The sequence below is a fragment of the Loktanella sp. D2R18 genome (assembly GCF_003318235.1).
Taxonomy (GTDB): domain Bacteria; phylum Pseudomonadota; class Alphaproteobacteria; order Rhodobacterales; family Rhodobacteraceae; genus Yoonia.
On the sequence record NZ_QOCG01000009.1, the window covers coordinates 33,306 to 58,884 of the forward strand.

At 54.2% G+C, this 25,579-nt stretch carries 23 protein-coding genes and 1 tRNA gene; 11 read left to right on the forward strand and 13 right to left on the reverse strand.

The features are described 5' to 3' along the window. Positions 1–14 precede the first annotated feature (14 nt). Both DS901_RS05230 and bmt read left to right on the forward strand, forming a co-directional pair. Positions 15–1,244: a phosphatidylglycerol lysyltransferase domain-containing protein gene (locus DS901_RS05230; RefSeq protein ID WP_113775885.1), complete on the forward strand. Its 1,230-nt coding sequence runs from the start codon at positions 15–17 to the stop codon at positions 1,242–1,244. Next, positions 1,241–2,257, forward strand: a complete 1,017-nt coding sequence (bmt, locus tag DS901_RS05235; protein ID WP_113775886.1) for a betaine--homocysteine S-methyltransferase — start codon at positions 1,241–1,243, stop codon at positions 2,255–2,257. The genes DS901_RS05230 and bmt overlap by 4 nt, the downstream gene beginning before the upstream one ends. Here the strand turns inward: bmt and DS901_RS05240 are convergent. From DS901_RS05240 to DS901_RS05250, 3 genes are read right to left on the reverse strand one after another with little or no spacing between them, the layout of a single operon-like run. Beyond that, entirely contained in the window at positions 2,254–5,499 is a 3,246-nt protein-coding gene (locus tag DS901_RS05240; RefSeq protein WP_113775887.1) for an error-prone DNA polymerase, read from the reverse strand. The two genes, bmt and DS901_RS05240, sit on opposite strands and share 4 nt — an antisense overlap. Next, complete coding sequence (locus DS901_RS05245) at positions 5,496–6,959, reverse strand: Y-family DNA polymerase (protein WP_258546657.1); 1,464 nt, start codon at positions 6,957–6,959, stop codon at positions 5,496–5,498. The genes DS901_RS05240 and DS901_RS05245 overlap by 4 nt, the downstream gene beginning before the upstream one ends. Next, complete coding sequence (locus DS901_RS05250) at positions 6,910–7,488, reverse strand: ImuA family protein (RefSeq protein ID WP_113775889.1); 579 nt, start codon at positions 7,486–7,488, stop codon at positions 6,910–6,912. Before DS901_RS05250 ends, DS901_RS05245 begins: the two co-directional genes overlap by 50 nt. A 166-nt stretch (positions 7,489–7,654) precedes the next feature. Here DS901_RS05250 and DS901_RS05255 point away from each other — a divergent pair, with 166 nt between their 5' ends. From DS901_RS05255 to DS901_RS05265, 4 genes are all read left to right on the forward strand, one after another. Beyond that, positions 7,655–8,359 (forward strand): corrinoid protein, encoded by a 705-nt coding sequence (locus DS901_RS05255; protein WP_113775890.1) that lies wholly within the window; start codon positions 7,655–7,657, stop codon positions 8,357–8,359. A 47-nt stretch (positions 8,360–8,406) separates the two neighbouring features. Next, a complete protein-coding gene (locus DS901_RS18670; RefSeq protein WP_181820777.1) occupies positions 8,407–8,565 on the forward strand; it encodes a hypothetical protein in 159 nt (52 codons plus the stop codon). Further along, positions 8,562–9,185, forward strand: a complete 624-nt coding sequence (locus DS901_RS05260; RefSeq protein WP_113775891.1) for a DUF1638 domain-containing protein — start codon at positions 8,562–8,564, stop codon at positions 9,183–9,185. Before DS901_RS18670 ends, DS901_RS05260 begins: the two co-directional genes overlap by 4 nt. A 252-nt stretch (positions 9,186–9,437) precedes the next feature. Continuing rightward, the gene (locus DS901_RS05265; protein ID WP_113775892.1) at positions 9,438–10,370 is read left to right on the forward strand and encodes a Hint domain-containing protein; all 933 of its coding nucleotides are present in this window, start codon (positions 9,438–9,440) and stop codon (positions 10,368–10,370) included. Here the strand turns inward: DS901_RS05265 and DS901_RS05270 are convergent. The 4 genes from DS901_RS05270 to purM form a co-directional block, all read right to left on the reverse strand. Beyond that, positions 10,359–10,772 (reverse strand): SufE family protein, encoded by a 414-nt coding sequence (locus tag DS901_RS05270; RefSeq protein ID WP_113775893.1) that lies wholly within the window; start codon positions 10,770–10,772, stop codon positions 10,359–10,361. The genes DS901_RS05265 and DS901_RS05270 overlap by 12 nt on opposite strands. A 22-nt stretch (positions 10,773–10,794) precedes the next feature. Continuing rightward, positions 10,795–11,952, reverse strand: coding sequence for a ribonuclease D (gene rnd, locus DS901_RS05275; protein WP_113775894.1), 1,158 nt, complete (start codon positions 11,950–11,952; stop codon positions 10,795–10,797). 75 nt (positions 11,953–12,027) lie between these two features. Continuing rightward, complete coding sequence (purN, locus tag DS901_RS05280; protein ID WP_113775895.1) at positions 12,028–12,624, reverse strand: phosphoribosylglycinamide formyltransferase; 597 nt, start codon at positions 12,622–12,624, stop codon at positions 12,028–12,030. Further along, positions 12,621–13,664: a phosphoribosylformylglycinamidine cyclo-ligase gene (gene purM / locus DS901_RS05285; protein ID WP_404932342.1), complete on the reverse strand. Its 1,044-nt coding sequence runs from the start codon at positions 13,662–13,664 to the stop codon at positions 12,621–12,623. Before purM ends, purN begins: the two co-directional genes overlap by 4 nt. Before the next feature lie 286 nt (positions 13,665–13,950). Between purM and DS901_RS05290 the strand changes: the two genes are divergently transcribed. Beyond that, positions 13,951–14,027, forward strand: a tRNA-Ile gene (locus DS901_RS05290). A gap of 239 nt (positions 14,028–14,266) precedes the next feature. On the opposite strand, the gene DS901_RS05295 is transcribed toward DS901_RS05290, so the two are convergent. Further along, positions 14,267–14,962, reverse strand: a complete 696-nt coding sequence (locus tag DS901_RS05295; protein WP_113775896.1) for a YoaK family protein — start codon at positions 14,960–14,962, stop codon at positions 14,267–14,269. Between the two features lie 519 nt (positions 14,963–15,481). Continuing rightward, the gene (locus tag DS901_RS05300; protein ID WP_181820778.1) at positions 15,482–16,063 is read right to left on the reverse strand and encodes an outer membrane beta-barrel protein; all 582 of its coding nucleotides are present in this window, start codon (positions 16,061–16,063) and stop codon (positions 15,482–15,484) included. Positions 16,064–16,318: 255 nt separating this feature from the next. Here DS901_RS05300 and DS901_RS05305 point away from each other — a divergent pair, with 255 nt between their 5' ends. Beyond that, positions 16,319–17,527 (forward strand): NADP-dependent isocitrate dehydrogenase, encoded by a 1,209-nt coding sequence (locus tag DS901_RS05305; protein ID WP_113775898.1) that lies wholly within the window; start codon positions 16,319–16,321, stop codon positions 17,525–17,527. Between the two features lie 87 nt (positions 17,528–17,614). After that, positions 17,615–18,226, forward strand: a complete 612-nt coding sequence (locus DS901_RS05310) for a YitT family protein (RefSeq protein WP_113775899.1) — start codon at positions 17,615–17,617, stop codon at positions 18,224–18,226. Here DS901_RS05310 and DS901_RS05315 read toward each other — a convergent pair. After that, the gene (locus DS901_RS05315) at positions 18,223–19,074 is read right to left on the reverse strand and encodes a transferrin-binding protein-like solute binding protein (RefSeq protein ID WP_113775900.1); all 852 of its coding nucleotides are present in this window, start codon (positions 19,072–19,074) and stop codon (positions 18,223–18,225) included. The genes DS901_RS05310 and DS901_RS05315 overlap by 4 nt on opposite strands. 173 nt (positions 19,075–19,247) lie before the next feature. Here DS901_RS05315 and DS901_RS05325 point away from each other — a divergent pair, with 173 nt between their 5' ends. Together DS901_RS05325 and typA are read left to right on the forward strand one after the other, a co-directional pair. Further along, complete coding sequence (locus DS901_RS05325) at positions 19,248–19,583, forward strand: DMT family transporter (protein ID WP_113775902.1); 336 nt, start codon at positions 19,248–19,250, stop codon at positions 19,581–19,583. Positions 19,584–19,663: 80 nt separating this feature from the next. After that, a complete protein-coding gene (gene typA / locus DS901_RS05330) occupies positions 19,664–21,481 on the forward strand; it encodes a translational GTPase TypA (RefSeq protein ID WP_113775903.1) in 1,818 nt (605 codons plus the stop codon). A 66-nt stretch (positions 21,482–21,547) separates the two neighbouring features. Here typA and DS901_RS05335 read toward each other — a convergent pair whose 3' ends face one another. The 3 genes from DS901_RS05335 to alaS are packed head-to-tail and all read right to left on the reverse strand — an operon-like array spanning position 21,548 to position 25,517. Next, positions 21,548–22,546: a hypothetical protein gene (locus tag DS901_RS05335; protein ID WP_113775904.1), complete on the reverse strand. Its 999-nt coding sequence runs from the start codon at positions 22,544–22,546 to the stop codon at positions 21,548–21,550. Positions 22,547–22,554: 8 nt separating this feature from the next. Continuing rightward, positions 22,555–22,863, reverse strand: coding sequence for a DUF1330 domain-containing protein (locus DS901_RS05340; RefSeq protein ID WP_113775905.1), 309 nt, complete (start codon positions 22,861–22,863; stop codon positions 22,555–22,557). Then, positions 22,860–25,517, reverse strand: coding sequence for an alanine--tRNA ligase (gene alaS / locus DS901_RS05345; protein ID WP_113775906.1), 2,658 nt, complete (start codon positions 25,515–25,517; stop codon positions 22,860–22,862). Before alaS ends, DS901_RS05340 begins: the two co-directional genes overlap by 4 nt. Positions 25,518–25,579: the final 62 nt, after the last annotated feature.

Here is a 25,579-nt window from a genome sequence, read left to right on the forward strand (position 1 = left end):
GGACTGGCGTCGACATGATCTGCGCAGCCACCGCGCTTTATCTGGTGTTACCACCCGGGGTGGATATCGGCTTTACTGCGGTGCTTGCAGCCTATGTATTGGCCTTGGGCGCGGGGTTATTGGCCAACGCGCCCGGTGGCGTCGGCGCATTTGATTTGGTTTTGCTCGGCCTGCTTTCCAGCCATGAAGATATCGTCGCTGCGCTGATCCTTTTTCGGATTATCTATTACGCAGTGCCTGCCGTGCTCGCGGGGTTAACCTTGCTCGCGGATCGGGCAGATTTAGAAAGTCCGGATCAATCCCCGGCACATTGGGGCCTCGCGCGGCAAAGCGGTGTGGTCCACCACATTGCCGGTTGGCCATGTTTTCATGTTGATACAGCGGGGTTTCGTGCAGCGCTTGGCGGACAGCATCGCCATTTTGATATCCGCGCATTTGCAAGGGCGGCCCATCGTAACGCAAAATGTCCCGTCTTGTATAATTGCTCTGGGCGGTTGGCAGTTCAGGCCGCACGCGCCGGTTGGCACATACGGCGCACCACGATGGAGGCATTGATCCGCACTGACACATGGTCACTTAGCGGTGGTACCCGGCAATCTTTACGCCGTAAGTTACGCGCCGCAAAAACCGCAGACGTTCAAATCTGTGAAATGGCGCCGCATGCCATATCCGACCTGCCAGCCATTGCACGTACCTGGGCAACAAGCCATGGGGGCGAAATGGGCTGTTCGATGGGACAGTTTACGCTGGAATATATCTTGGAGCAGCGGGTATTTTTGATCAAATGCAAGGGCGAGATCCAAGGCTTTGTCACGTTTCACGCGGGGCCCGTCGATTGGCACCTTGATTTGATCCGCTATCGACCGGGATTGCCCGACGGTGCGGTCCACGCCGCCATTGTGGCCACGATCACAGCGGCGAAGCGCAATGGCATTGCCACTTTGTCGTTATCCACGGTCCCCGATCCGCGCCATATGCCCTCCATTTTGGCCGATCGCAGGCGCGGGTTGGTCCAGTTTAAACGTTGTTTTGGCCCGATATGGGCACCCAGATATCACGAGGCCCCTAATAAAGTTGCATTTTGGATCAGTGGCTGCGCCCTCGCCCTCGCCATTCACCGCCCCCTTGCCAACCTTCCATGGAAAGCGCTGCAATGTATCAAATTATTACCTTTGGAATTGAAGTTTTGGTCCAAACGTGACAAGCGACGGTTACAACATAACCAAAGGCCTCAGAGATCATGACAAACGTCCTTTCAGAACTGCTTGAAACACGCGACTGGCTGATGGCTGACGGCGCTACCGGCACTAACTTGTTTAACATGGGGTTGATGTCTGGCGACGCCCCAGAGATGTGGAACATAGAAGAAACCGCCAAGATCAAAGCCCTGTATAAAGGTGCGGCTGATGCGGGCAGCGATATCTTTCTGACCAATAGTTTTGGTGCAAACGCGTCGCGCCTGAAGCTACACGGCGCTGAATCGCGCGTACATGAGCTGAACAAAGCCGCTGCAGAATTGGGCCGCGAAGTTGCCGATGCATCAGGCCGCAAAATCGTGGTCGCAGGTTCTGTCGGCCCCACGGGCGAGATCATGTCGCCGATGGGCACATTGACCCACGAACGTGCGGTTGAAATGTTCCACGAACAAGCCGAGGGGCTTAAAGCCGGTGGCGTTGACGTTCTTTGGGTCGAAACCATTTCAGCTGCCGAAGAATTCGAAGCGGCTGCCGAAGCATTTGCGTTGGCCGATATGCCGTGGTGCGGCACCATGAGTTTTGACACCGCTGGGCGCACGATGATGGGTTTAACTTCGGCTGATTTGGTGAAAAAAATCAGCACGATTGATTACCAACCCTTGGGTTTTGGCGCCAACTGCGGTGTCGGCGCGTCTGATTTGCTGCGCACTGTTTTGGGATTTTCGGCGGCGGGACCAACCGCGCCTATTATCGCCAAAGGCAACGCGGGCATTCCGAAATACCACGACGGCCATATCCACTATGATGGCACCCCTGAATTGATGGGCGATTATGCTGTTCTTGCGCGTGATTGCGGTGCAACAATCATTGGCGGCTGCTGCGGTACAACGCCTGATCACCTGCGCGCTATGCGCGAAGCCTTGGAAACACACCCACGCGGCGATCGCCCGACATTAGAGAAAATCTCTGAAGTTTTGGGCGGGTTTTCATCCGCGTCGGATGGCACAGATGGCGCCGGACCAGAAGCCGCACCGCGCCGTGGCCGCCGCCGCAAGGCCTAGTGAAAATCGCGGCTTGGAAAAAGCCGCTTTGCCTGATCGCGCGGATGCATTGCGCGCGCCTGCGCCCGTGGGCGCGGTGCATCATCCGCTTGCGGTTGGGTAATCCCCACCGCATCATCCATCGGATGCCCAAGTGTGCGTAGCTGATCTGATATATCTTCAACATGCTGCGCAATCACATGCACAACAATGCCTTCGCGTTGCACATGCCCGGTGATCCGCAGTAACCGCCCCCCCATCACCGCGCGGCGGAACTGTTTATAGATTGTTTTCCAGACGACCACATTTGCCACCCCTGTTTCATCTTCAATCGTCAAAAACACCACACCGGATGCAGTGCCGGGGCGTTGACGTGTGATCACCAGCCCGCAGACCTGCACCTGCCCCAAAGGCACATCGGGCAAGGTCGCATGTGGGGTTAGCCCGTTCAGATGCGGGCGCAAAAGCTCCATTGGGTGCGCCTTTAATGACAGGCGCATCGCGACGTAATCTTCGACAACCTCTTCGCCCAGATGCATGGTGGGCAAGTTCACGGGCGGCTCTTCAATCCCCTCACCGTCCAATGGATCGCTGAACAATGGCAGCAGCTGGTTGCCTTTGATCGCCTTCACCGCCCAAAGCGCATCGCGCCGCCCCAGCCCCATATCTGCATAGGCATCTGCCTCGGCCAGACGCTCCAGCACTGGCGGCCCAACGCCCGCGCGCAACCATAGTGATTGCGGGTCACGGTAACCATTGCCCCGCGCGGCCACGATCCACGCGGCATCTTCTTCACGAAACCCCTTGATCTGGCGAAACCCAAGCCGCAGCGCCAGCGCCCCATCGCTGCGTTTTTCAAGCGTATTGTCCCAGTCACTGGTATTCACGCAGATCGGGCGGACCTCAATCTGGTGTTCACGCGCATCACGCACAATTTGCGCGGGCGCATAAAACCCCATCGGCTGTGAATTCAGCAGCCCGCAGGCAAACGCCGCCGGATGGTGGCATTTGAGCCACGCCGACACATAGGCCAACATCGCAAAAGCGGCAGCATGGCTTTCGGGGAACCCGTATTCGCCAAACCCTTCGATTTGGGAAAAACAACTTTGCGCAAACTCGGGTTCATACCCGCGCTCTAGCATCCCTGCGATGAATTTGTCGCGCAATTCTCCGATGGTGCCCATACGCCGGCAGGTCGCCATAGATCGGCGCAGCTTATCCGCCTCTGACGGTGAAAACCCGGCGGCCACCACAGCAATTTGCATGGCTTGTTCTTGAAACAAGGGCACACCAAGCGTCTTACCCAGCACATTCTCAAGCTCTGTCGATGGGAATGATACAGGCTCTTTGCCTTGGCGGCGGTTAATATAGGGGTGCACCATCCCGCCCTGGATCGGACCTGGACGCACGATGGCAACCTCGATCACCAGATCGTAAAATATGCGCGGTTGCATCCGTGGCAAGAAGTTCATCTGCGCCCGGCTTTCAACCTGAAATACCCCAATTGCATCGGCCAGGCAGAGCATGTCAAAGGTCCGTTCGTCGCCTTGCGGCACGCTGGCAATGCTATAGTCTGGCCCGCCATGCTGCGCGATCAGATCAAAGCTTTTGCGGATACAGGTCAGCATTCCCAACGACAGAATATCGACCTTTAGAATCCCCAACGCATCGATGTCGTCCTTGTCCCATTCGATAATCGTGCGATCATCCATCGCCGCGTTTTCAATCGGACAAAGTTCATCCAACCGCCCCTTGGTGATGATAAATCCACCAACATGTTGTGACAGGTGGCGCGGAAACCCGATGATATCGCCAATGAGTTTGATCGTCTGCGCCAGTCGCGGGTCAGACAGATCAAGGCCCAGTTCCTTGATCCGTTCGGGGTCCGCTCCGCCGTTGGACATGCCCCAGATTTGCCCCGATAGATTGGCGGTCACATCTTGGGACAGCCCCATGACCTTGCCGACCTCGCGGATGGCGGCACGCGACCGAAAGTGGATCACTGTCGCGCAAAGCCCGGCACGGTGTCGCCCGTATTTGGCATAGATATGCTGGATCACCTCTTCGCGACGTTCATGTTCAAAATCAACGTCGATATCTGGCGGCTCGCCGCGATGCTCAGACACAAACCGTTCCACCACCATCGTGATGGTTTCGGGGCTGACATCGGTGATCCCAAGCAGATAACACAAGATCGAATTGGCCGCTGATCCGCGTCCTTGGCACAGGATCCCCCGCCCACGTGCAAATTGCACGATGTCATGCACCGTGAGAAAATAGGCGGGAAAATCAAGCGTTTTGACCAAATCCAGCTCTTTATACATCTGCGCAATCGCACGGTCAGAGGCCCCTTGCGGATAGCGCGTCTTTAACCCTGCATGCGCCAACCGCACGAGCCGGTCTTGCGGAGGTTCATCGCCTGAAATTTCATCTGGGTATTCATAGCTCAGCTCTGAGAGGCAAAAACTGGATTTGGCGGCGATTTGCACCGTGCGACGCAAGGCGGCCGGGTGGCGCGCAAACAGCCGCTGCATATCGCCCGCCCCCTTCAGCCGCCGTTCCGCATTGGGCAATGCGCGGGTGCCGATCTGGTCAATCGTGATGTGGTGACGCATGCAGGTCAGCACATCGGCCAATTGGCGGCGCGATCCGTGGTGCATCAACACATCCCCCACCGCGACCATCGGTGCCGCACAGCGCAGGGCCAGCCGCGCGCAAGCATCAAAATAGCGCTGGTCACTACCATCATAGCGGGGGGCGACCCCCAGATAGACATCGCTTGGATAGCATTTACGCATCCGGGTGATGTCAGATTGGCTAGCGCGCAATCCCTGCTGGGGAAGCGCGATCAGCGTCATCCCCTCCCCGCCTTGTTCCAGATCACGCAGATCGAGATAACAGTCGCCCTTGGGTGCGCGCCGTTTGCCTAAGGTCAGCAACCGCGTCAGATTGGCGTAACTCGACCGATCATGCGGCAGTGCCAACCAATGCGTGTCGCAATCGCGCAAGATCAGACGTGTGCCGATGATCAGTTTTGGCAAATGACGGTCAGGGTCAGCCCGGCGCAATTCGCCCAGGGCTGAAAACCCGCGCACCACCCCGGCCAGTGAATTATGATCCGTAATCGCCAGTGCTTGCAGCCCCAGTTCGGCTGCGCGCGCGATCATTTCTTCCGGGTGGGACGCGCCGCGTAAAAAGGTAAAATTTGTGGTCACCCCCAGTTCGGCATAACCGGGTGCGATGGATGGTGGGCGCGCAATCATGCGAATTCGCCTTGTACAAACCAACCCGGTTTTTGCGGCGTATGGAACAGCCACAACCTGCGTCCCTGCACCGTGTCCACTTTCCAATAATCGCGTAGACCTGACCGCCAATTATCATCGGGCAACCACCATTCTGGTGCGATCCGTTCGGGGCCTGTCGCGTGACCTACTGTCAGTGCCATGCGGCGCCAGCGAAAATACTGCGGCGGGCGTGTCCCTATCCCTGCGATCGGTTCTGGCGCAAATAAATGCAACGGGCGCGGGCGCGGTGCAGCCCATGCCCCTTCCGCCCGGCTATAGGCAGCCGCGGCGATTTGAAAACTGCGTTCGGGGATATGGCTATCAGCAGGCAAAAACCGGTGTATATTGTCCAATCCAATCCGGTTACCAATGCGCGTGATTAGGTCATCAATCCCATCACTGCGCGTCGCTGCCCCATAGGTGATCTGCGCTTTGGGTAAAGGTTCGACCTGAATGGCCGTCAGCCGGATTTGGTCAATGCCATAGCCTGCATCAACCGCGCCCACGCCCCGTTCAAACAGCGGCAAAATACGTGTTGCATCGCGCATCGGGGCAGCCAACCGCAATTCAACTAATTGCGCGCCCTGATCAACCCGGCGTAAGTGAAGCTGCAGCTTACGCGCGCCCATGTCTTGATCTTTGAGCTTGGCACACAACCGCTCTAAAAGGCGTGCTGCCCCTGCCATCACATCTGCGTTCAGCCCGATGGGATCAGGCAAGGTCATCCGCACCCCGTAACCCGGCGCGTCTTTCAGTGGAGAAATATCTTCGTCACGCGCGCCCGTCGCCTGATCCAGACGCAGCACCACATCAGGACCAAATCTGCGCGCGATTGTGGCACGAGGCAAAACAATTAGGTCTGAAACCCGACGCAAACCTAGCCGCTGTAAAGCCGCGTCCGTTTTTGCGTTCAACCGTAAAGCCGCAACCGGTAAATCTGTGATGTCTTCGGTATTTCTCCTTTGGCTATAATGCGTTAATGCCCAAGCGGCCCCGCGCGTATCTGCCACGGCAACACGGCCCTGCAATCCGGCGCGCGTTAGTCTGTGACGCATGTCATCAAGCATCGCCGCCTCACCGCCAAAAAGATGCGCGGCCCCTGCAATATTCAATAACAACCCGTCGCTACCGTCCAAACCCACCCAAGGGCAGTAACGTTTGCTCCACCGGGCAAGCATTTGTATAAATCGCGCATCGGCAATCGGATCAGCGGGGCAACTTTGCAGATCGGGGCAATAGGCACGTGCATCCGAAAACCCCATATCCCGGTGAAGCCCTTGGGCCGCAGCAGCATTGTTCAGGCAATAAATGCGGTCAGTGTTTTTTGCGTGATGTGTCACGACAAAGGGGCGCGTGTCATCGCCATTCAGCGCACCAGCACGCAGGACCCTATCGCTGGGCAGGTTTGGAAACCACATTGATACGACGCGTTTGCGCATGCCACTCTACGTTCCAATTCGCTAATGTTCCTGATTTGTTCTTTATAATTTCCCAATTCTGCAAAGTCGAGTCTGCGGCCGCCCCGTTTGCATCAAAAACCGGGGTGCAGCGCCAGCGCGTTTGCGCCGCATTGCTACCCATATCCTCGGACAGTAGACATAGACCCGTCGCCCCACCCTCTTGCGCGGCGAGCTGCAATCGCCGCCCTTCGGTCAATCCGATCCGCTGGCTAAGCTCGATCACCACAAGCGCAATATGGCCGGATCGCAAGGCCTCCTCTGCGGCGGCGAGCGCATCGATCTGGCGGGCAGTTTGGGCAATCAATAACTGCTTGGGGTCCAAATAGGACGCAAACCCAACCGGGTTGAGCTGCACCCCTTGCCACGATTCGCGCAGCCAAAACACCATCTTACCGTTCGCCCCGCACAGATGCCCCGCAAAAGCGGCAGCAAACACAGGTGCAGAAGGCCCGCATGCCTCGTGGGTGCGGGTATTTTTTGGGGGGAAATGGGACCAAAAATCAGTCATAACGGCAAATCTATTCACAATGGGCACCTTGCCTATCCACAGACTAGAACAAATGAAGAACGCAGACAACGGTAAGTCGGGTTTGAATTTGCGAATGTCGCAAATCACTGGCTGGCCAAATCATTTTGGGCGCATTACGTAAGGAGAAACGCAAACGAGGTGCCAAATGTCTGACGAAGAAGATGACATCATCCTGTCCGAACTGAACGACGAAGATCTTGTCGCGCAAATGTTTGATGACCTTTATGATGGTATGAAGGACGAAATCGAAGAAGGTGTGAACCTTCTGATTGCCCGCGGCTGGGCACCATACAAGGTCCTGACCGAAGCGCTTGTCGGTGGCATGACCATCGTGGGCCATGACTTCCGCGACGGGATTCTTTTTGTCCCAGAGGTTCTTCTGGCCGCAAACGCAATGAAGGGCGGCATGGCCATCCTGAAACCATTACTGATTGCCACAGGCGCACCACGTATGGGCAAAATGGTCATCGGCACCGTCAAAGGCGACATTCACGACATCGGCAAAAACCTTGTCGCGATGATGATGGAAGGCGCCGGTTTTGAGGTCACAGATCTGGGCATCAACAACGCTGTTGAATCCTATCTTGAAGCCATCGAAGCTGAACAGCCCGATATTTTGGGCATGTCTGCCCTGCTGACCACCACGATGCCCTATATGAAAGTCGTGATCGACACGATGATCGAAAAAGGCATGCGCGACGATTATATCGTGCTTGTTGGTGGTGCGCCGCTGAACGAAGAATTTGGCAAAGCCATTGGCGCTGACGCTTACTGCCGTGACGCAGCTGTCGCTGTAGAAACAGCCAAAGACTTCATGGCGCGCAAACACAATCAAGTGGCCGCAACCTAGACATTCTTGCGCGGCATCCTATCTATATCCCAAAGACAGGACATCAGATGCCGCGCACAACACTTGCCATTCTCTTCGTTATCGTCATCGCCCTCGCGGCGGTAACAGTTTGGATAGTGGCCATAGCAGGTGGGCTTGCGCCATTCGGCATTGTCGCCCTGCTGGCGTTAACAGTTGGTCTGCGTTTTCTTGCGACAAAACGATGACCACTGACGCCACCCTCACCCATGACGGATTGACGCCCGACGGGTGTGGACGGGTGTTACTGATCGCCTGTGGCGCGCTCGCACGTGAGATTATTGCATTGCGCAAAGGCCACGGCTGGGACCATCTTGACCTGCAATGCCTGCCTGCCATCTACCACAGCCGCCCCGAAAAAATAGAACCAGCCGTGCGTCAGGCGGTGACGCAATACCGAGATCACTACGACCGGATATTTGTCGTCTATGCTGATTGCGGCACAGGCGGACAGTTGCAGGCAACTTGCGACGAAATGGGCGTCAAAATGATTGCGGGACCGCATTGTTATTCATTCTATGAAGGCAATGACGCCTTTGCCACACTTGATGAGGTCACGTCGTTTTACCTGACGGATTTCCTGGTACGTCAATTCGATGCCTTTGTCTGGGAGCCCCTAGGCCTGTCCAAACATCCGCAGTTGCGAGACATGTATTTTGGGAACTACGAAAAACTAGTGTATCAGGCGCAGGTCAAAAACCCGGAACTTGTTGAAAAGGCGCGGGAATGTGCAGACCGTCTGGGGTTGGAGTTTGAATACCGATTTACCGGTTATGGTGACCTAAAACGGACACTACAGACCCTCTAGGGTACTGAGCACACCCAAGTACCCTAGAGGGTATATGAAATCCCCACTTGAACACCCTATGCGTGAGTGTTTAGTTAACCACATAACACCCATAAGCTGAGCTTTGGCGAGTGTATCGTGAAATTTTGGCGCGATACCCGCAAAGCGACCCAACAATAAAGGTATCGCAAAGTGGCACAGATTATTTGTACCGTTAGAGAGTATAATGGAGCACTTTTAGTTGCCAACTTGCTTACTCCTAATACTACCATAGTGCTGGGAGATTTCGGTGCACCAACAAGCCAAACACTCGAGGATGCTGATGGTGTAATTACCCCCGGCGAAACCGCTGACCTTGACACGACCGTTATGAACGTAATCGCTACTGGCACCGCGCAAGCAGGCATCGCATTGGGCCCAGCGACAATCGGTGTTGGTCCACAGGTGCCCGTTATTTTGATGCAAGATCCGAATGACGATCAAATGTATATGGTGTTCCCCGATGGCGAGCCAAGTGCAATTGGCGGCATAGCAATGATTTTCAATTTAGACGACAGCCCGTCGGCAACCACGCCGATCTGTTTCGTCTATGATACCCCCCTTCTCACCATCAGTGGATACAAAAAAATCCAAGATATTCGTGCGGGCGAATACCTCGTCGATTGGGCTGGGTCGGCAACTAAGGTTCTCTGGATTGGGGCACAGCGGATAACAAACCTGACTGATCCAACCAACGCTAACGCGAGACCGCTCTCTTTTGCACCTACAGCCTTCGGCCGTAAAGCGGATCAACCGGCAATCCGGTTCTCGGGCAATCACCGTATATTGATATCAGACCCTATGGCGTCGCTTTATTTTGGATCAAGTAATGTATTGGTCCCAGCCAAAGCAATGTGTGATGGCCAGCAAGCAATAGTTGAAGATTTCGCGAACACTGTGACCTACTATCATGTGCTATGTGAACGCCATACGCTTGTTTGCGCGGGTGGTATATGGGCTGAAACGCTTGCTCTTGGGCCAGTTAGCAATCAAATTCTTGGCCCCCGCAAGATCAACCAAATCAACACCGCCACGCAGCATTGCACGGCTACAGATCAAGACAATTTGCGTCAGACCTGCTTACCTACACTCAAGCCGCGTGAAGTTTCAGTATTGATCCAAAACACTTGGCAACAGCTTTCACCGCACAACGCATTAGCTGTTTGAAGCATCAGCCGTTTCGCGAATACGCTCGACCATTGCACGCAACCCATTGGACCGCTGCGCCGAAAGGTGATCATTCAGCCCCAAACGCGCCAATTCAGCAGGCGCATCCGTTTTCAGCACATCAGCGACAGGTTGGCCATTATAAAGCGCTGATAGAACCGCAATCAGCCCCTGCACGATCATCGCATCCGATGCCCCGCGAAAGGTGAACACGCCATCGTTGATCTGCGGCACAAGCCAGACTTGACTGGCGCAACCATCAACCTTGGTCGCAGGAACACGCAATGCTTCTTCAAGCGGATCCATCGCCTTGCCCATGTCGATCACATGGCGATAGCGGTCTTCCCAATCATCAAGGAATTCAAAGGTTTCGACGAGGTCTTCAAAATCAGCATTTGCCATCTGTATTCTCAATCTTTGTCGTTCAAAGGGCGACGGTTACAACCTTTTGGCCCTTTACAGCCAGCCCCACCAGCCCATCGCACATGCGCAGCGCATCATGGCCAAAGACCTCGCGCCGCCAGCCCTTGAGAGCAGGCACATCGCGTTCCCCACCCGCAAGCGCATCCAAATCGGCAGAGGTCGCGATCAGCTTTGGCGCAACACCTTCATGGTCTGTCTTCGCCTTGAGCAACACGCGCAACATATCCGCCAAGGCCGGGTTTACCTGCAGTTTTGCGCGCGGGTTCACGACGGTTGGCATGTCTTCGGGGGCCACGTTCAGCCCGTCTTGCACGGCTTTCAAAATGCCCTGCGCGATATCACCTTTGCGGGCTTCGCGCAGCAACAACCGCGAGCGGCCCAAATCCTGTTCAGTCTTGGGCTTTGTCGACGCCAGTTCAACCAAAGCATCGTCTTTATACACGCGGTTACGTGGGATATTACGCTCTTGGGCATAGATTTCACGGAACCGCGCAAGTTCGCGTACGATTGCTAAAAAGCGTCCCGATTGCGTGCGCGTCTTGACCCGCTTCCATGCATTCTCCGGGTCCGCCTGATAGGTTTCCGGGTTTTGCAAAACGGCCATTTCTTCGGCGACCCATTTCTTGCGGCTCGTCTTAGCAAGCTGCGCCGAGAGGAATTCATAGATATCACGCAAATGCGTCACATCGCCCAAAGCATATGTCGCCTGCGCGTCTGTCAGCGGACGGCGGGACCAATCGGTAAACCGCGAAGATTTATCCAAATCGGCCTTGGCGATTTTACGGACTAGCGTTTCATACCCAACCTGTTCACCAAATCCGCAGACCATCGCCGCAACTTGTGTATCGAATAAAGGTTCTGGTATAACACCTTGGTCAACAAAGAAAATTTCAAGGTCTTGGCGGGCCGCATGGAACACTTTGACGACGCCATGATCGCGAAACAGATCATAAAGCGGTTCAAGCGAAATCCCATCAACCAGCGGATCGACCAGCACAGCGTCTTCGCAATTTTCATCCTGATAGGCAAGTTGAACAAGGCAAAGTTTGGAATAATAGGTGCGTTCACGCAGGAATTCAGTATCGACGGTTACATAGGCCCGTTTCGCAGCTTCCTTGCAAAAACTCGCCAAAGCTTCGGTCGTGGTAATCTTTTTCATGCGTTGCCCGTCAATCGTTCAATACTTTGCTACAGTGGTGCCGATTGATAGGCGATTGACCTAACAATGAAAAGCTTAGCCATTGATCAGAACCGGTGTCCGATCTCCAGCGGCGTAACGGCGCAACACTTGCGGGTAAAGCTGGTGCTCAAACGGCAATAGACGTGCGGCTAGGCTGTCAGGCGTATCATCGGCGTTTACCGGAATTTTCGCTTGCCCCAAAATTGGCCCACCATCCAATTCGGCAATCACTTCGTGCACGCTACAGCCGTGCGTGGCATCCCCGGCCTCTAAGGCGCGCGCGTGGGTATGCAGCCCTTTGTATTTCGGCAAAAGCGACGGGTGAATATTCAGCATCCGCCCTTCCCATTTACGGGTAAATTCAGGGGTCAAAATACGCATAAACCCAGCCAGGCAGATGATGTCAGGTTGGGCGGCGCTCAAGGTTTCTTGCAATGCAGCTTCAAATGCCGCGCGATCCTTGCCATAGGGCTTATGATCCAGTGTAGCGGTCGCCACACCCAATGCGCGTGCTTTTTCTAGCCCGCCCGCATTTGGGTCGTTCGACAAGACCAAGACGGGGCGCGCCGGGTGATCGCCCTGCATATCCTTGACCAGCGACACCATATTGGAACCGCCGCCAGAAATTAGAATCGCAACGCGTTTACTCACAAAAGCGCGCCTGTGTAGCTAACGCCTTCGCCTTTGGTCACGGTGCCAAGGTGGTGCACCGTTTCGCCAGCCTCGGCCAAGAGCACCGTCAGCGCCTCGGCCTCGGCTGCGCCGACGGCCAAGATCATGCCGATGCCTGCGTTAAAGGTTTTCAGCAATTCAGCCTCAGCCATGCCGCCGGTTTCTGCCAACCAACGGAATACGGCAGGCAATTCCCATGCTGCAAGATCAACCTGCGCGCCCAAACCTTCGGGCAGCACGCGCGGTAAGTTTTCGGTCAGACCACCACCGGTGATATGGGCCAGCGCATGCACGCCCCCTGCCCGCACAGCGCTAAGCGTTTGTTTTACATAAAGACGTGTCGGCGCAAGCAATGCCTCGCCCAATGTCGCATCTGCAAATGGCGCAGCATCCGACCAATCCAGCCCAGAGAGTTCCACCACGCGGCGCACCAACGAATAACCGTTCGAATGCACCCCATCGGATGCGAGGCCAAGCAACACGTCGCCCTCGGTTACGCCAGCGGGCAGATCTTCGCCACGCTCCATTGCACCCACAGCAAAGCCTGCGAGATCGAAATCACCATCGTGATACATGCCCGGCATCTCAGCCGTTTCACCACCGATCAATGCGCAACCTGAGGCCTCGCAGCCTGCGGCGATCCCTTCGATAATGCGTGTCGCTTGATCCAGCTCGAGCTTGCCTGTCGCAAAGTAATCGAGAAAAAACAGCGGCTCTGCCCCTTGGCAGACCAAATCATTGACGCACATCGCCACCAGATCAATGCCGATCGTATCGACGTTACCCGTGTCGATCGCGATGCGCAGCTTGGTGCCGACACCATCGGTTGCGCCCACCAAGATCGGGTCGTTATATCCGGCAGATTTCAGATCAAACAGCGCCCCAAAACCACCAAGCCCAGCCATAACACCGGGACGCGCCGTGCGCTTTGCCGCCGGTTTAATACGATCCACAAGCGTATTGCCCGCATCGATATCCACCCCTGCGTCTGCGTAGGTCAGGCCGTTCTTGGTCATCATGACACCCCATTCATAAGTTGCAATTGCGATAGCCCAAGCCCCGCCGTGACGCAACGCATGCGCTGGCACAAACAACGATAAAATCGTAATTTACTTACCGATTGTTAACTATTTGCATGTCAATATAGGCCCGAGATCGGAGCCCTCCTCGACTTCAACGGTATCTCTAGGTGTAAGCAACAGCAGGCGGTTCGGGATTTTGCGAACGCGCCTGCTGTTCATTTTGGCAAGCCTATCAAACTGTTGCTTGACGCCTCTGCCCTGTCTGATAGTTCATGGCCGCAAGGGGCCTGTAGCTCAATTGGTTAGAGCAGAGCGCTCATAACGCTTTGGTTGGGGGTTCAAGTCCCTCCGGGCCTACCACCCCCCCCTTAATCTGTTGTTTTTATAATTGTTCGTGGGGTAAGTCGGGCAAAACCCACCAATAACAATATCAAATAGTAGGTGACGGATTACCCCGCCGCTTCACCCCAGCAGTTAACCGCATCGTGCAAAGATGAACGGCAGCAATGCGGACCTTCCAGACCTTCGCTGCAAGTGCGCGAATGTCCGGTGGAGCAAGCCGTTCACCAGGACGTCATTTTCTGGAGCGAAAGTTGAAGTCAGCTACGATACGCTCGGAGGGCTTCGGGGACAGCTATGAGCAACAACACAGAAGCAGCGATCACAAACAACCAACTCCCTACAAGTTGAAACAATAGCGCCCCGCAGACGCCCCCAATGGTAAAGCTGGCGAGGGTCAAGCTGTGTAGTTTGAGCTTTGGCGAGGCATCTTTCCGAGAATTGGCGTCACTTACTAAAGCTGCCAGCTCGATTCCAATATCTGTTGCCATTCCTGACACATGGGTTGTGCGTACCCGCGCCCGTGAGATCATCGTCGTGACCGCGTTTTGAAGCCCCATAACGAAACTGAGAACGATGACTGGAAATGTCTCATGAGGGTGAGCGAACGACAGAATAAGCACCGTGCCAATCAGCAGAAGTATGACGGCCTCGGCGGTTATTGCGAGGGCGTAGATTGACCGAAGGTTCCTCTTTTCTCCTGCTTGTATGACCAAGGCCGCTATGCTTGCACCGCAGATAAACGCTGCGACCAGACCCAAAAACGACATCGACATAACGACGGCACCATTTGCAAAGCTGTCCGCAAAGGCCGAAATGTTGCCCGTCATATTCGCTGTAAATGTCCCTGCAATAAGGAATCCGACGGCGTTTAGCGCCCCTGCTATTGAGGACAAAAAGCCCGCTAGAACCAGATCAATGTTTGAGGTGCGATCATCGCCAACTTTAATTAGCATTGTTGTTCCTGCTCAATGTTCTCTCTCAAGATGCCACTGGCCATTGCTCTGTACAAACGTAAAGAAACCCGTTCCGGTATCCATGTTTTTTGGAACAAGTAAAGTAGGACCTTTCTTTCTATCCTTCTATCCTTCGTTCAGCGGTCATTCCAGCGATACGCAGCATCGGTCAGATCGGGCTCATAACTGCCGTTAGCCGCATCCCAGCGATCCAGCCAAACGTTCTCGTCCCGACCAACATGAACTGCCCTTAGCCTATCCCATTCCTCCGCAACCAGACCGTTGGCATAATCGGGATTTGCAGGTTCGATGTTTTCCCGCACTAAGGCTGAATGAAAAATACGCTTGAGATTCTGAATGCGTTGTATGTGCCCAATAGTGCGCGCGAGGGGCGTCCAGTTCTCAAAAGCAGAATCTGGTAGGGTAAGGGCTCATGCGCCTTTTGAAAGGCGAACCTTTCTGATCCCTCTTTCCCTTTGCTAGCAAAGGGTGGTGCCGGCATCCCGGCGCCACCTTCGATTAGAAGCGGATACCGCCGAGCAAGCTCAACGAATTATATTCAACCGATTCAGACTGGATCAACGCTTCATCAAACCCTTCTTGGTATTTGATGGCGGTGAATGTTTCATAGGCACCCAATGTGTAACGCAAACCGCCCTCGATCTGATAGCCCATCACGGAATCATCGCCATCCAAAAACGCAGCCGGGTCATCATAAGTCAGCTGGATTGAGCCAACACCTGCCCCGACATAACCCGTGATATTTGCGTTAGGAATCGCAAAGACGTAGCGACCGTTCGCCATGACTGAAAGCGATTCGAGCGTCGAACCCGGCCCCCAACTGCTGTAGCCCTGATTCGTATACATCGCATCGAGACCTGCCTCGAAACCGCCCGGGATGCCCCAATAAACACCGGCGCCAAACAAATACCCTGCGTCCATCTGCTGCAAATTTGGGTTGCTTGGTGGCACGGGACCGTAATTAAGTTCTTGCCCGCCAAGGGTTGCACCGCCGTAAATCTCGACAGATTGTGCCTGCGCGGAAATTGCGAAGGACGCGGCAACAATTGCAATACAGCTAACGTTAAAGAGTGAAGACATTATATAAACCTTTTTAATAGGGACACGGCAATTGCGCCGTATCTGAACGCAGATTATGTTTTGCAGCGAATAACGCCATCCCATTGCAATTATGAAATATTTCGTGGTGGCCAATTTGCACTAAATCCTCACCCACGCCCCCACGCAGCGCCACAAAACCACATCATTTTATTATGTATACCACCGTATACAGTCTTTCCGTAATCACATATTTACGCTATGCCGTTATAGAATCCACCCAAACCGGAGAACCCCATGTCAAAGATCAAGGTAGAGAACCCAATCGTCGAACTCGACGGTGATGAAATGACCCGCATCATTTGGGATTTCATCAAGAAAAAATTGATCCTGCCCTATTTGGATCTGGATCTGAAATATTACGATCTGGGCATGGAAGTACGCGACGAAACAAACGACCAGATCACAATTGATGCCGCCGAAGCGATCAAAAAATACGGAGTTGGTGTGAAATGTGCGACGATTACCCCCGATGAAGGCCGCGTCGAAGAATTTGGCCTTAAGCAGATGTGGCGGTCCCCAAACGGCACGATCCGCAACATTCTTGGCGGCGTTGTGTTTCGTGCGCCAATTATTTGCAAAAACGTGCCGCGCCTTGTGCCGGGCTGGACCCACCCTATCGTCATTGGCCGTCACGCCTTTGGTGATCAATATAAAGCCACCGATTTCTTGATGCCCGGACCGGGCAAGCTGACGATGAAATTTGTCGGTGAAGACGGGACCGTCATTGAAAAAGAAGTCTACGACGCCCCCGCCGCAGGTGTCGCGATGGGCATGTATAACCTTGATCAATCCATCATCGATTTCGCACGCGCGTCTTTGAACTATGGCTTGAACCTTGGCTGGCCCGTGTATCTATCGACAAAAAACACAATCCTTAAGGCCTATGATGGCCGCTTTAAAGACCTCTTCCAGCAAGTATATGATGAAGAATTCGCGGAAAAATTCAAAGACGCGGGCATTTGGTACGAACACCGTTTGATCGATGATATGGTCGCCTCCGCTATGAAATGGTCGGGCAAATTTGTCTGGGCCTGTAAGAACTATGACGGTGACGTACAGTCCGACACTGTCGCGCAAGGGTTCGGATCGCTGGGTTTGATGACATCGCAACTGATGACCCCCGATGGCAAAATCGTCGAAGCTGAGGCTGCGCATGGCACCGTGACCCGCCACTACCGCCAGCACCAAGCCGGGCAAGCGACATCGACCAACTCTATCGCGTCGATCTTTGCCTGGACGGGGGGCTTGAAGCACCGTGCGAAGCTTGATGATAACGCGCAGTTGATGGGCTTTGCGGAAACGCTTGAAAAAGTCATCGTGGACACCGTCGAAAGCGGCCATATGACCAAGGATCTCGCGCTTTTGGTTGGCCCCGATCAAAGCTGGCTCACCACCGAAGGTTTCCTTGAAAAGATCGATGAGAACCTGAACGCCGCGATGTAATGATAGATTGGGGGCGGATCTGCCGCCCCCCAACCGCTGGCGCAATAACGATTGCAAGGGTCATAAATATTGACCTATATATGCGCCATGATAAAACCCGCCACATCATCCAAGCATAGTGTCATTGACGATCTCCAAGGGCTCGCGCTTGGGGTGTTTTTATGCGGCGTTGGTCTGCACATTCTGACCCATGTTGGTCTGATTACCGGACAAACCGCCGGGGTGGCCGTGATAATCAGCTATCTCACGGGGTGGTCGTTTGGGGCTGTCTTCTTTGTCATCAACATCCCCTTTTACGCGCTCGCCTATTTCCGGCTTGGGGCGATATTCACGCTCAAATCACTGATTTCTGTGACCGTGCTTTCCGCCGTGACCGAATTACTTCCCTTGGGCTGGCAAATGGGCACAATCACGCCTTGGTTAGCTGCCGTTATCGCAGGCTGCACAACTGGAATCGGGCTGCTAGCCATGTTCCGCCACAATGGATCACTTGGCGGATTCGGTGTCATGGCGCTGATCGTACAAGACACCACCGGGTTTCGCGCCGGGTATTTCCAATTGCTGATTGACGCGATCCTATTCGGCGTCGCGTTCTTTATCCTACCATTCCATCTGGTGATCTGGTCGCTGCTGGGCGCGGTGATTATCAACCTGACAATCGCAGTAAACCACCGGCCCGATCGCTACATGGCGCGTTAACTGCCAGTGACGGTGATAATAAACGTCCCAGCACCTTCAAAGGTATTTGTATCAATCGCTAAAACGCCGCCAAGCTCATCTGCGTTTGGCCCATAAAAAGTCGCGTCCAAATCGCCGTCGCCTGAACAGCCTACACTACAACCCAGCCCTGCTGTAATTGCATTCCCAGACAAAGTGCCGCCGGACAAAGTCATATCCATATCCGTTGACCCGCCGACAACCCCGTCAAGCGATCCCGTTGCGGTGCCTGCGAAATTCACGGCAATCGCAATCGTGCCTTCATATTCGGCTTCGGAGGCACCCGAAACTCCCTGTGCCAAGAAACCACCACTATAGTTCACAGTTCCAATCGTTTCCATATCAGCAGGGTCGGTTTCAAAGCCAAAGACATAGGCAGTTTCGCCCTGATAAACACCACCCGACGTATGGTTCGCGATCGAAATCGCGCCGGCGTAATCGCCACTGCGACTTGGTTCATAGGTTAAGGTCACGACATTACCGTTCAATACCCCGCTACCGTTCGAAATCGTGACCTCTTCACCGAACATGAAAATCGTGGCGTCAAGCGCGCTAAGGTCAGCGGGTCCGCCGGTCAGGAAATCGGTTGCCAGTGTTACAGTGCCGCCTTGGGTGACAGAGGCACCGACCGACGTATCATAGCCAGCAGCTGCTAAAGACATTTCTGTTCCTTCGGCATCTGAAAGATCTTGGCCGACCACACCGTATGGCAACCCATTCGCGCCAGGATCAGGCGTGACCACCGGGTCTTCATCACCGCCCCCACCACCGCATGCAGTCGTCGAGAGCAATGCAATTAGAATCATCGATTTCGTCGCAGTGGTCTTCATAGGTGTCCCTTTGCATCATTGGTTTGGCCACGCGACATTTTTGCCGCACAATTAAGCAGACTATAGCGGCTCGGCGCCAGACCTCTATAGATAGAATTAAGATCGGCGGATTTTTTCAACAAGCAGTCGTAAATGACGCAGACAGCGCCGGGGCCATAAGCTAAGACTGTGTCATGCCCGCACATTACATATACCTCATCATCGCCGTGATCGCTGAAACGATTGGTACCTCTGCGTTGCAAGCCAGCGCACAGTTTACACGGCTTTGGCCCTCAGTTGTCGTGGTGATCGCCTATGCGGTGTCGTTCTATCTGTTGGCGCTTGCGTTAAAGGTCATACCGGTTGGGATTCTCTACGCCATGTGGTCCGGACTTGGGATCGTTTTAATCGCAGGGATCGGCTATGCGGTATTTGGACAGAAATTGGACTTACCCGCGATCATAGGCCTCGCGCTGATCCTCATCGGGATCCTTGTCATCCATTTGTTTTCCAACACTTCGGCACACTAACCGCCCGTCTTGCGAATAAGGGCTAGCTTTTGCTGCGATTGCACGGTATCCGCGCGGCAACTTACCCAAAAGGCAGACCTATGGATATCCGCAATATCGCGATCATCGCGCACGTTGACCACGGCAAGACGACACTTGTTGACGAACTACTGAAGCAATCCGGCGTATACCGGGAAAACGAAGCCACCCAAGAACGGGCGATGGACAGCAATGACATCGAACGCGAACGTGGCATCACGATCCTTGCGAAATGTACGTCTGTTGAATGGAAAGGCACACGGATCAACATCGTAGATACGCCTGGTCACGCCGACTTTGGCGGCGAAGTGGAACGTATTCTGTCGATGGTTGACGGTGTTGTTCTGCTGGTTGATGCGGCCGAAGGCCCGATGCCACAAACCAAATTTGTGACCGCAAAAGCCTTGGCTCTTGGCCTGCGCCCAATTGTTGTCGTGAACAAAGTCGATAAAGCCGACGGCGATCCTGACAACGCTGTCGATCTTTGCTTTGACCTTTTCGCGAACCTTGAAGCAGACGATGATCAGCTGGACTTCCCAACGATGTTCGCCTCTGGCCGTGCAGGCTGGTGTGACCAAGAACTTGATGGTCCACGCGAGAACCTTGACGCATTGTTCGACCAAATTATTGAGCACGTCCCAACCCCTGCGCAGATCACACGCATGGACGAACCATTTCAAATGCTTGCAACCACCCTGTCCGCCGACCCATTCATTGGTCGTATCCTGACGGGTCGCGTTGAGGCAGGTACCTTGCGTGCAGGCGACACGGTCAAAGCGCTGTCGCGTGACGGTACGAAAATTGAACAATTCCGCGCGTCTAAAATCCTCGCGTTTCGGGGTCTGATGCAGCAGCCTATTGACGTCGCCCAAGCGGGTGACATTGTGACGGTAGCCGGCATGACAAAGGCAACGGTTGCGGACACATTGTGCGATCCGGAAATCGACGTCGCGATTCCAGCCCAACCGATTGACCCGCCAACGATTACCGTGACCTTTGGCATTAACGACAGCCCGCTGGCTGGCCGTGATGGCAAACACGTGCAGTCACGTGTGATCCGCAACCGTCTTGAAAAAGAATGCGAAGTAAACGTTGCGATTAGAATTGCAGACACAGAAAAAGGCGACGCCTTTGAAGTTTCTGGCCGTGGCGAATTGCAAATGGGCGTGTTGATCGAAAACATGCGCCGTGAAGGCTTTGAGCTGTCAATCTCGCGTCCGCAAGTTATTTTCAAAGACATCGACGGTGTTCGCAACGAACCAATCGAAGAAGCAACGATTGACGTAGATGACGAATACACAGGCGTTGTTGTCGAAAAACTGACTGGCCCGCGTAAAGGTGAATTGGTTGAGATGAAACCAGCGGGTGTTGGCAAAACGCGGATCGTGGCCCATGTGCCTTCGCGCGGTCTGATCGGCTACCACGGTGAATTCCTGACAGATACACGTGGTTCTGGCATTCTGAACCGCTTGTTCCACGGCTGGGCACCTTACAAAGGTAAAATCCAAGGCCGTCGTCAAGGTGTTCTGATCTCCATGGAAAATGGGACGTCCGTTGCCTTCGCTTTGTGGAAGCTCGAAGACCGCGGCAAGTTCTTTATCGGCGCACAAGAAGCTGTGTACCAAGGCATGATCATCGGCGAACACAGCCGTGAAAACGATCTTGAAGTGAACCCGTTGAAGGGGAAACAGCTGACCAACGTGCGTGCCTCTGGTACGGATGAAGCGGTGCGTTTGACAACACCGGTCACAATGACACTGGAACAAGCGATCGCATACATTGATGATGATGAGTTGGTCGAAGTTACGCCAAACGCCATCCGCCTGCGTAAGCGTTACCTTGATCCGCATGAGCGCAAACGTAATTCGCGATCCAGCTAAGCATTAAAAGGGGTGGCGAAATTCGCCACCCCTTTTGTATTCCGCCTTGGTCAGTTTTATTGAACCTTAATCAAACGCGTCCATTAGCAGGTCAAGCATCCCAGTATTGTCGTCAGATATTGGTCGAGACCCGATCTTATTACGAGCTTGCTCTGCTGACCAATTCTGGGTCAAATAGTCCAAATCATCCTTGGAAAATGTGCGTAACTGACGAAGCTCATCCAATTCAGACGCAACCATATCGTATACAACATCAATCTGATTAATATCGGGTCGCCAAGGCGATCCCGTCATGTGTTTTTCAAACGCTTTACGGATTTTCCCCGGACGTTTCCGACCCGCGTTAGCATAAGTGTTATTAAGTTGATGTAAAAGTTCGATCCCGGCAAACGAAAGCCCTGCATTGTGGCGCGCGGGGCGATCAATCTGAATGTCACAGCTCAAAACTGGCGCAATCTGTTCCAACGCATTCCCTCGCAACGGGCGCACAATCACATTTTCATCGCCGAACACCTCTTGCCATTTACAAATTTGCGATAAAAACAGTGTGCTTTTTCGCTGCTTATCCAACATTTTGCTCCAAGAAAGCGTCGAACCTATCTTGACGCTCTGGCTATAGCTGCTGGCCAAATAGGAAAATGGTTCACGAATAATGCAAAAAATCTGAACGCGATCAAAGCGGGTTTTGAACGCATCATGAAGGTTTTGCACCATCGCGCTATCGCGGGTTCCCGAAAGTTCCTCGGCGGAAAAAAACGCAGTCTGCGCCGTGCTATGTGCCGCCAGTTCCCGATCCAATTTCGCAAGAAAGCGTCGCGCGAATAATCTGCGGCGCCACGGCTTTTCCAAACCATATATTTTCATCAACGGCGTTGGAAACGTCTCAACCGGTTCAAACGCAAAACGTAGCCCCATATGGCGAGCACGGTCCTTGAACGACAAAATACGCCCCGTACGGGCCCATAATACTCCCTGTTCCAGTAGCTGTGCCTCGTTTTTGCTACAATAATTTTGGATCGACGAGGTGCCTGTTTTCGGGAACCCAATATGAACAACCGCGCGCATCGGCTACGTTAACCTTTCGCGCTGGTGTCAGCAGCAATTTCTTCGACAATCGAAAGCTCGCGTTGGCTGGCACCTTTCGCAAAAGACAGCGCATCTTGGTAGGCATCAGAATAATAGCAATCATGTGCCGTTTGCAGGCTAGGAAAACGCGCGACAACATTGCGTGACCGATCAGGGCCTTCCAATTGTTCATAGGTGCCGCCACGAGCCAAAAAGACACCGTCGTGATCCGCAATAGCAACGGTGGCACGTTTTGCGTATTCGGCATAAGCTGTTTCGTCAGTGACGGTGACGTGGGCGATCCAAAGTGCGCTCATTTCAAGTTCTCCAATATAGATTTCGCCGCTTCAATTGCAGCCGTCGCATTATCAGCAGATGCACCGCCGCCTTGGGCCATATCGGGGCGGCCGCCGCCACCTTTACCGCCCAGTTCAGGGGTCACGGCGCGCAAAATATCCACCGCTGACACACGGTCGGTCAAATCTTTGGACACGCCCACGGCGACTGCGGCCTTGCCGCCAGTATCCGCGATCAGCAAGACAGCGCCGCTTCCCATCGCCGTTTTCATATCGTCGATTAACGCGGGTAAGTCTTTGCCAGTCACACCTTGAAGAACCTGCGCTTGGAACGGCACGCCGTTGATCGTTTCTGCCGGCGCAGCCTCGGCAGCCCCGCCGCCCATCGCCACTTCGCGGCGCAACTGCGCGACCTCATTGGCCAATGCTTTGCGTTCCTCCATCAAGGCTTTGACACGGTCGGCAACTTCGGAGGATGGCGCCTTCAAAACAGCCGCAGTCGCCGCTAACCCGGCATCTTGGCCGCGCAAATAGTCTAACGCCGCCTGCCCGGTTAATGCTTCGATCCTGCGCACGCCCGCACTAGACGCGCTATCACCCAACGCAACAAATACACCAATTTCGCCAAGCTGCTTCACATGGGTTCCGCCGCAAAGTTCAAGTGAATATGTATCACCAGATGTCCCCTTGCCAGATCCGTCTTGACGGCCCATCGATACAACGCGGACCTCATCGCCGTATTTCTCACCGAACAACGCTTGCGCCCCCAAGGCGCGCGCATCATCCGGCGTCATGATCCGTGTTTCGACAGCCGTGTTTTGGCGGATCACCGCGTTCACATCGCGCTCTACCTGTGCCAGTTCATCGACAGTCAGCGCTTTGGTATGGCTAAAATCAAACCGCAAACGATCTGGCGCATTCAGCGATCCACGCTGCGCGATATGATCACCCAGAACTTCGCGTAAGGCTTCGTTCAGCAGGTGCGTGGCCGAATGATTGGCCTGAATTGTATCGCGGCGGGCCTGATCAACAGCCAGCGCAGCACCCTGCCCGACATTGATAGTGCCAGAAATCACTTTAGCAAAGTGGATATAGACACCTTCAACCTTTTTGGTGTCGGTGATTTCGACCGTGCCCGTATCGGTAGTCAGCTGCCCAGCATCGCCGACTTGCCCCCCGGATTCAGCATAGAACGGGGTTTGGTTCAATACGATCTGGACTGCACCATCCGTGCTATCGACCATGCCGCCATCAGCGACCAGCGCCACAATCTGCCCTTCAGCGGTTGTCGTGTCATAGCCTAGAAAATCTGTGGCACCGTGTTGATCAGCCACGTCGAACCAAATGGTGCTATCTGCGGCCTCTCCAGTGCCGGACCATGCGGCGCGGGCTTTGGCCTTTTGCGCAGCCATTGCGGTGTCGAACCCGTCTGTGTCCACGGCAACACCACGTTCACGCAGCGCATCTTGGGTCAGGTCTAGCGGGAAGCCGTAGGTGTCATAGAGCTTAAATGCGGCCTCACCCGGAAGCGCATCACCCTCAGCAAGCCCAGAAACCTCCTCATCGAGCAGTTTCAATCCGCGATCCAGCGTTTGTTTAAACCGGACTTCTTCATTCAGCAGCGTTTCTTCGATCAAACGCTGACCTTGGCCCAGCTCAGGATAGGCAGCACCCATCTGTTGCACCAAGGCCGGAACCAGTTGATGCATCACCGGGTCTTTCGCGCCAAGCAGATGCGCATGGCGCATCGCGCGGCGCATAATGCGGCGCAGCACATAGCCGCGCCCTTCGTTCGACGGTAACACACCTTCGGCAATCAAGAATGATGTGGACCGCAAGTGGTCCGCAATCACGCGGTGGTGCGTGATGATGTTTTCATCTGTACCGGTCGATGTTGCATTGGCAGAGGCATCGACCAGCGCTTTCATCAGATCAGTTTCAAAGACGTTGTTGGTGCCTTGCAGTAGCGACGAAATACGTTCCAGCCCCATGCCGGTGTCGATTGATTGCTTGGGCAGCGGTTTCATTGTTCCGTCTTCGAATTGCTCGTTTTGCATGAAAACGAGGTTCCAAATTTCGATAAAGCGGTCGCCATCTTCCTCGGGCGATCCCGGAGGGCCGCCCCAAATATCTTCGCCGTGGTCAAAGAAAATCTCGGTGCATGGGCCGCAGGGTCCGGTTGGCCCCATCCGCCAGAAATTGTCATCCGTCGGAATACGAATGATCCGTTCGTCCGGCAAGCCGGCGACCTTCTTCCAAAGGTCTGCGGCTTCATCATCGGTATGGTAAACGGTCACCAGCAATTTATCAGCCGGAATGTCCAATTCTTTGGTCACCATTTCCCACGCATATGGGATCGCCTGTTCTTTGAAATAGTCGCCAAAGCTAAAATTGCCGAGCATCTCAAAAAATGTCAGGTGGCGCGCGGTCATGCCCACGTTATCAAGATCATTGTGCTTACCGCCAGCACGTACACATTTTTGGCTAGTCGTCGCGCGGGTGTAATCGCGGTTATCAACGCCAGTAAAACAGTTCTTAAACTGCACCATGCCTGAGTTGGTAAACATCAGCGTCGGATCGTTGCGCGGTACAAGCGGACTTGACGCGACAACCTCGTGGCCCTGTTTGCTAAAATAGTTAAGATAGGTGGATCGAATTTCAGCAAGGCTTGTCATGGCGGGCTCTCATATATGCGTCATATTGCAAGCAGAAATAGCCGTGCACCCGCCCACTGTCC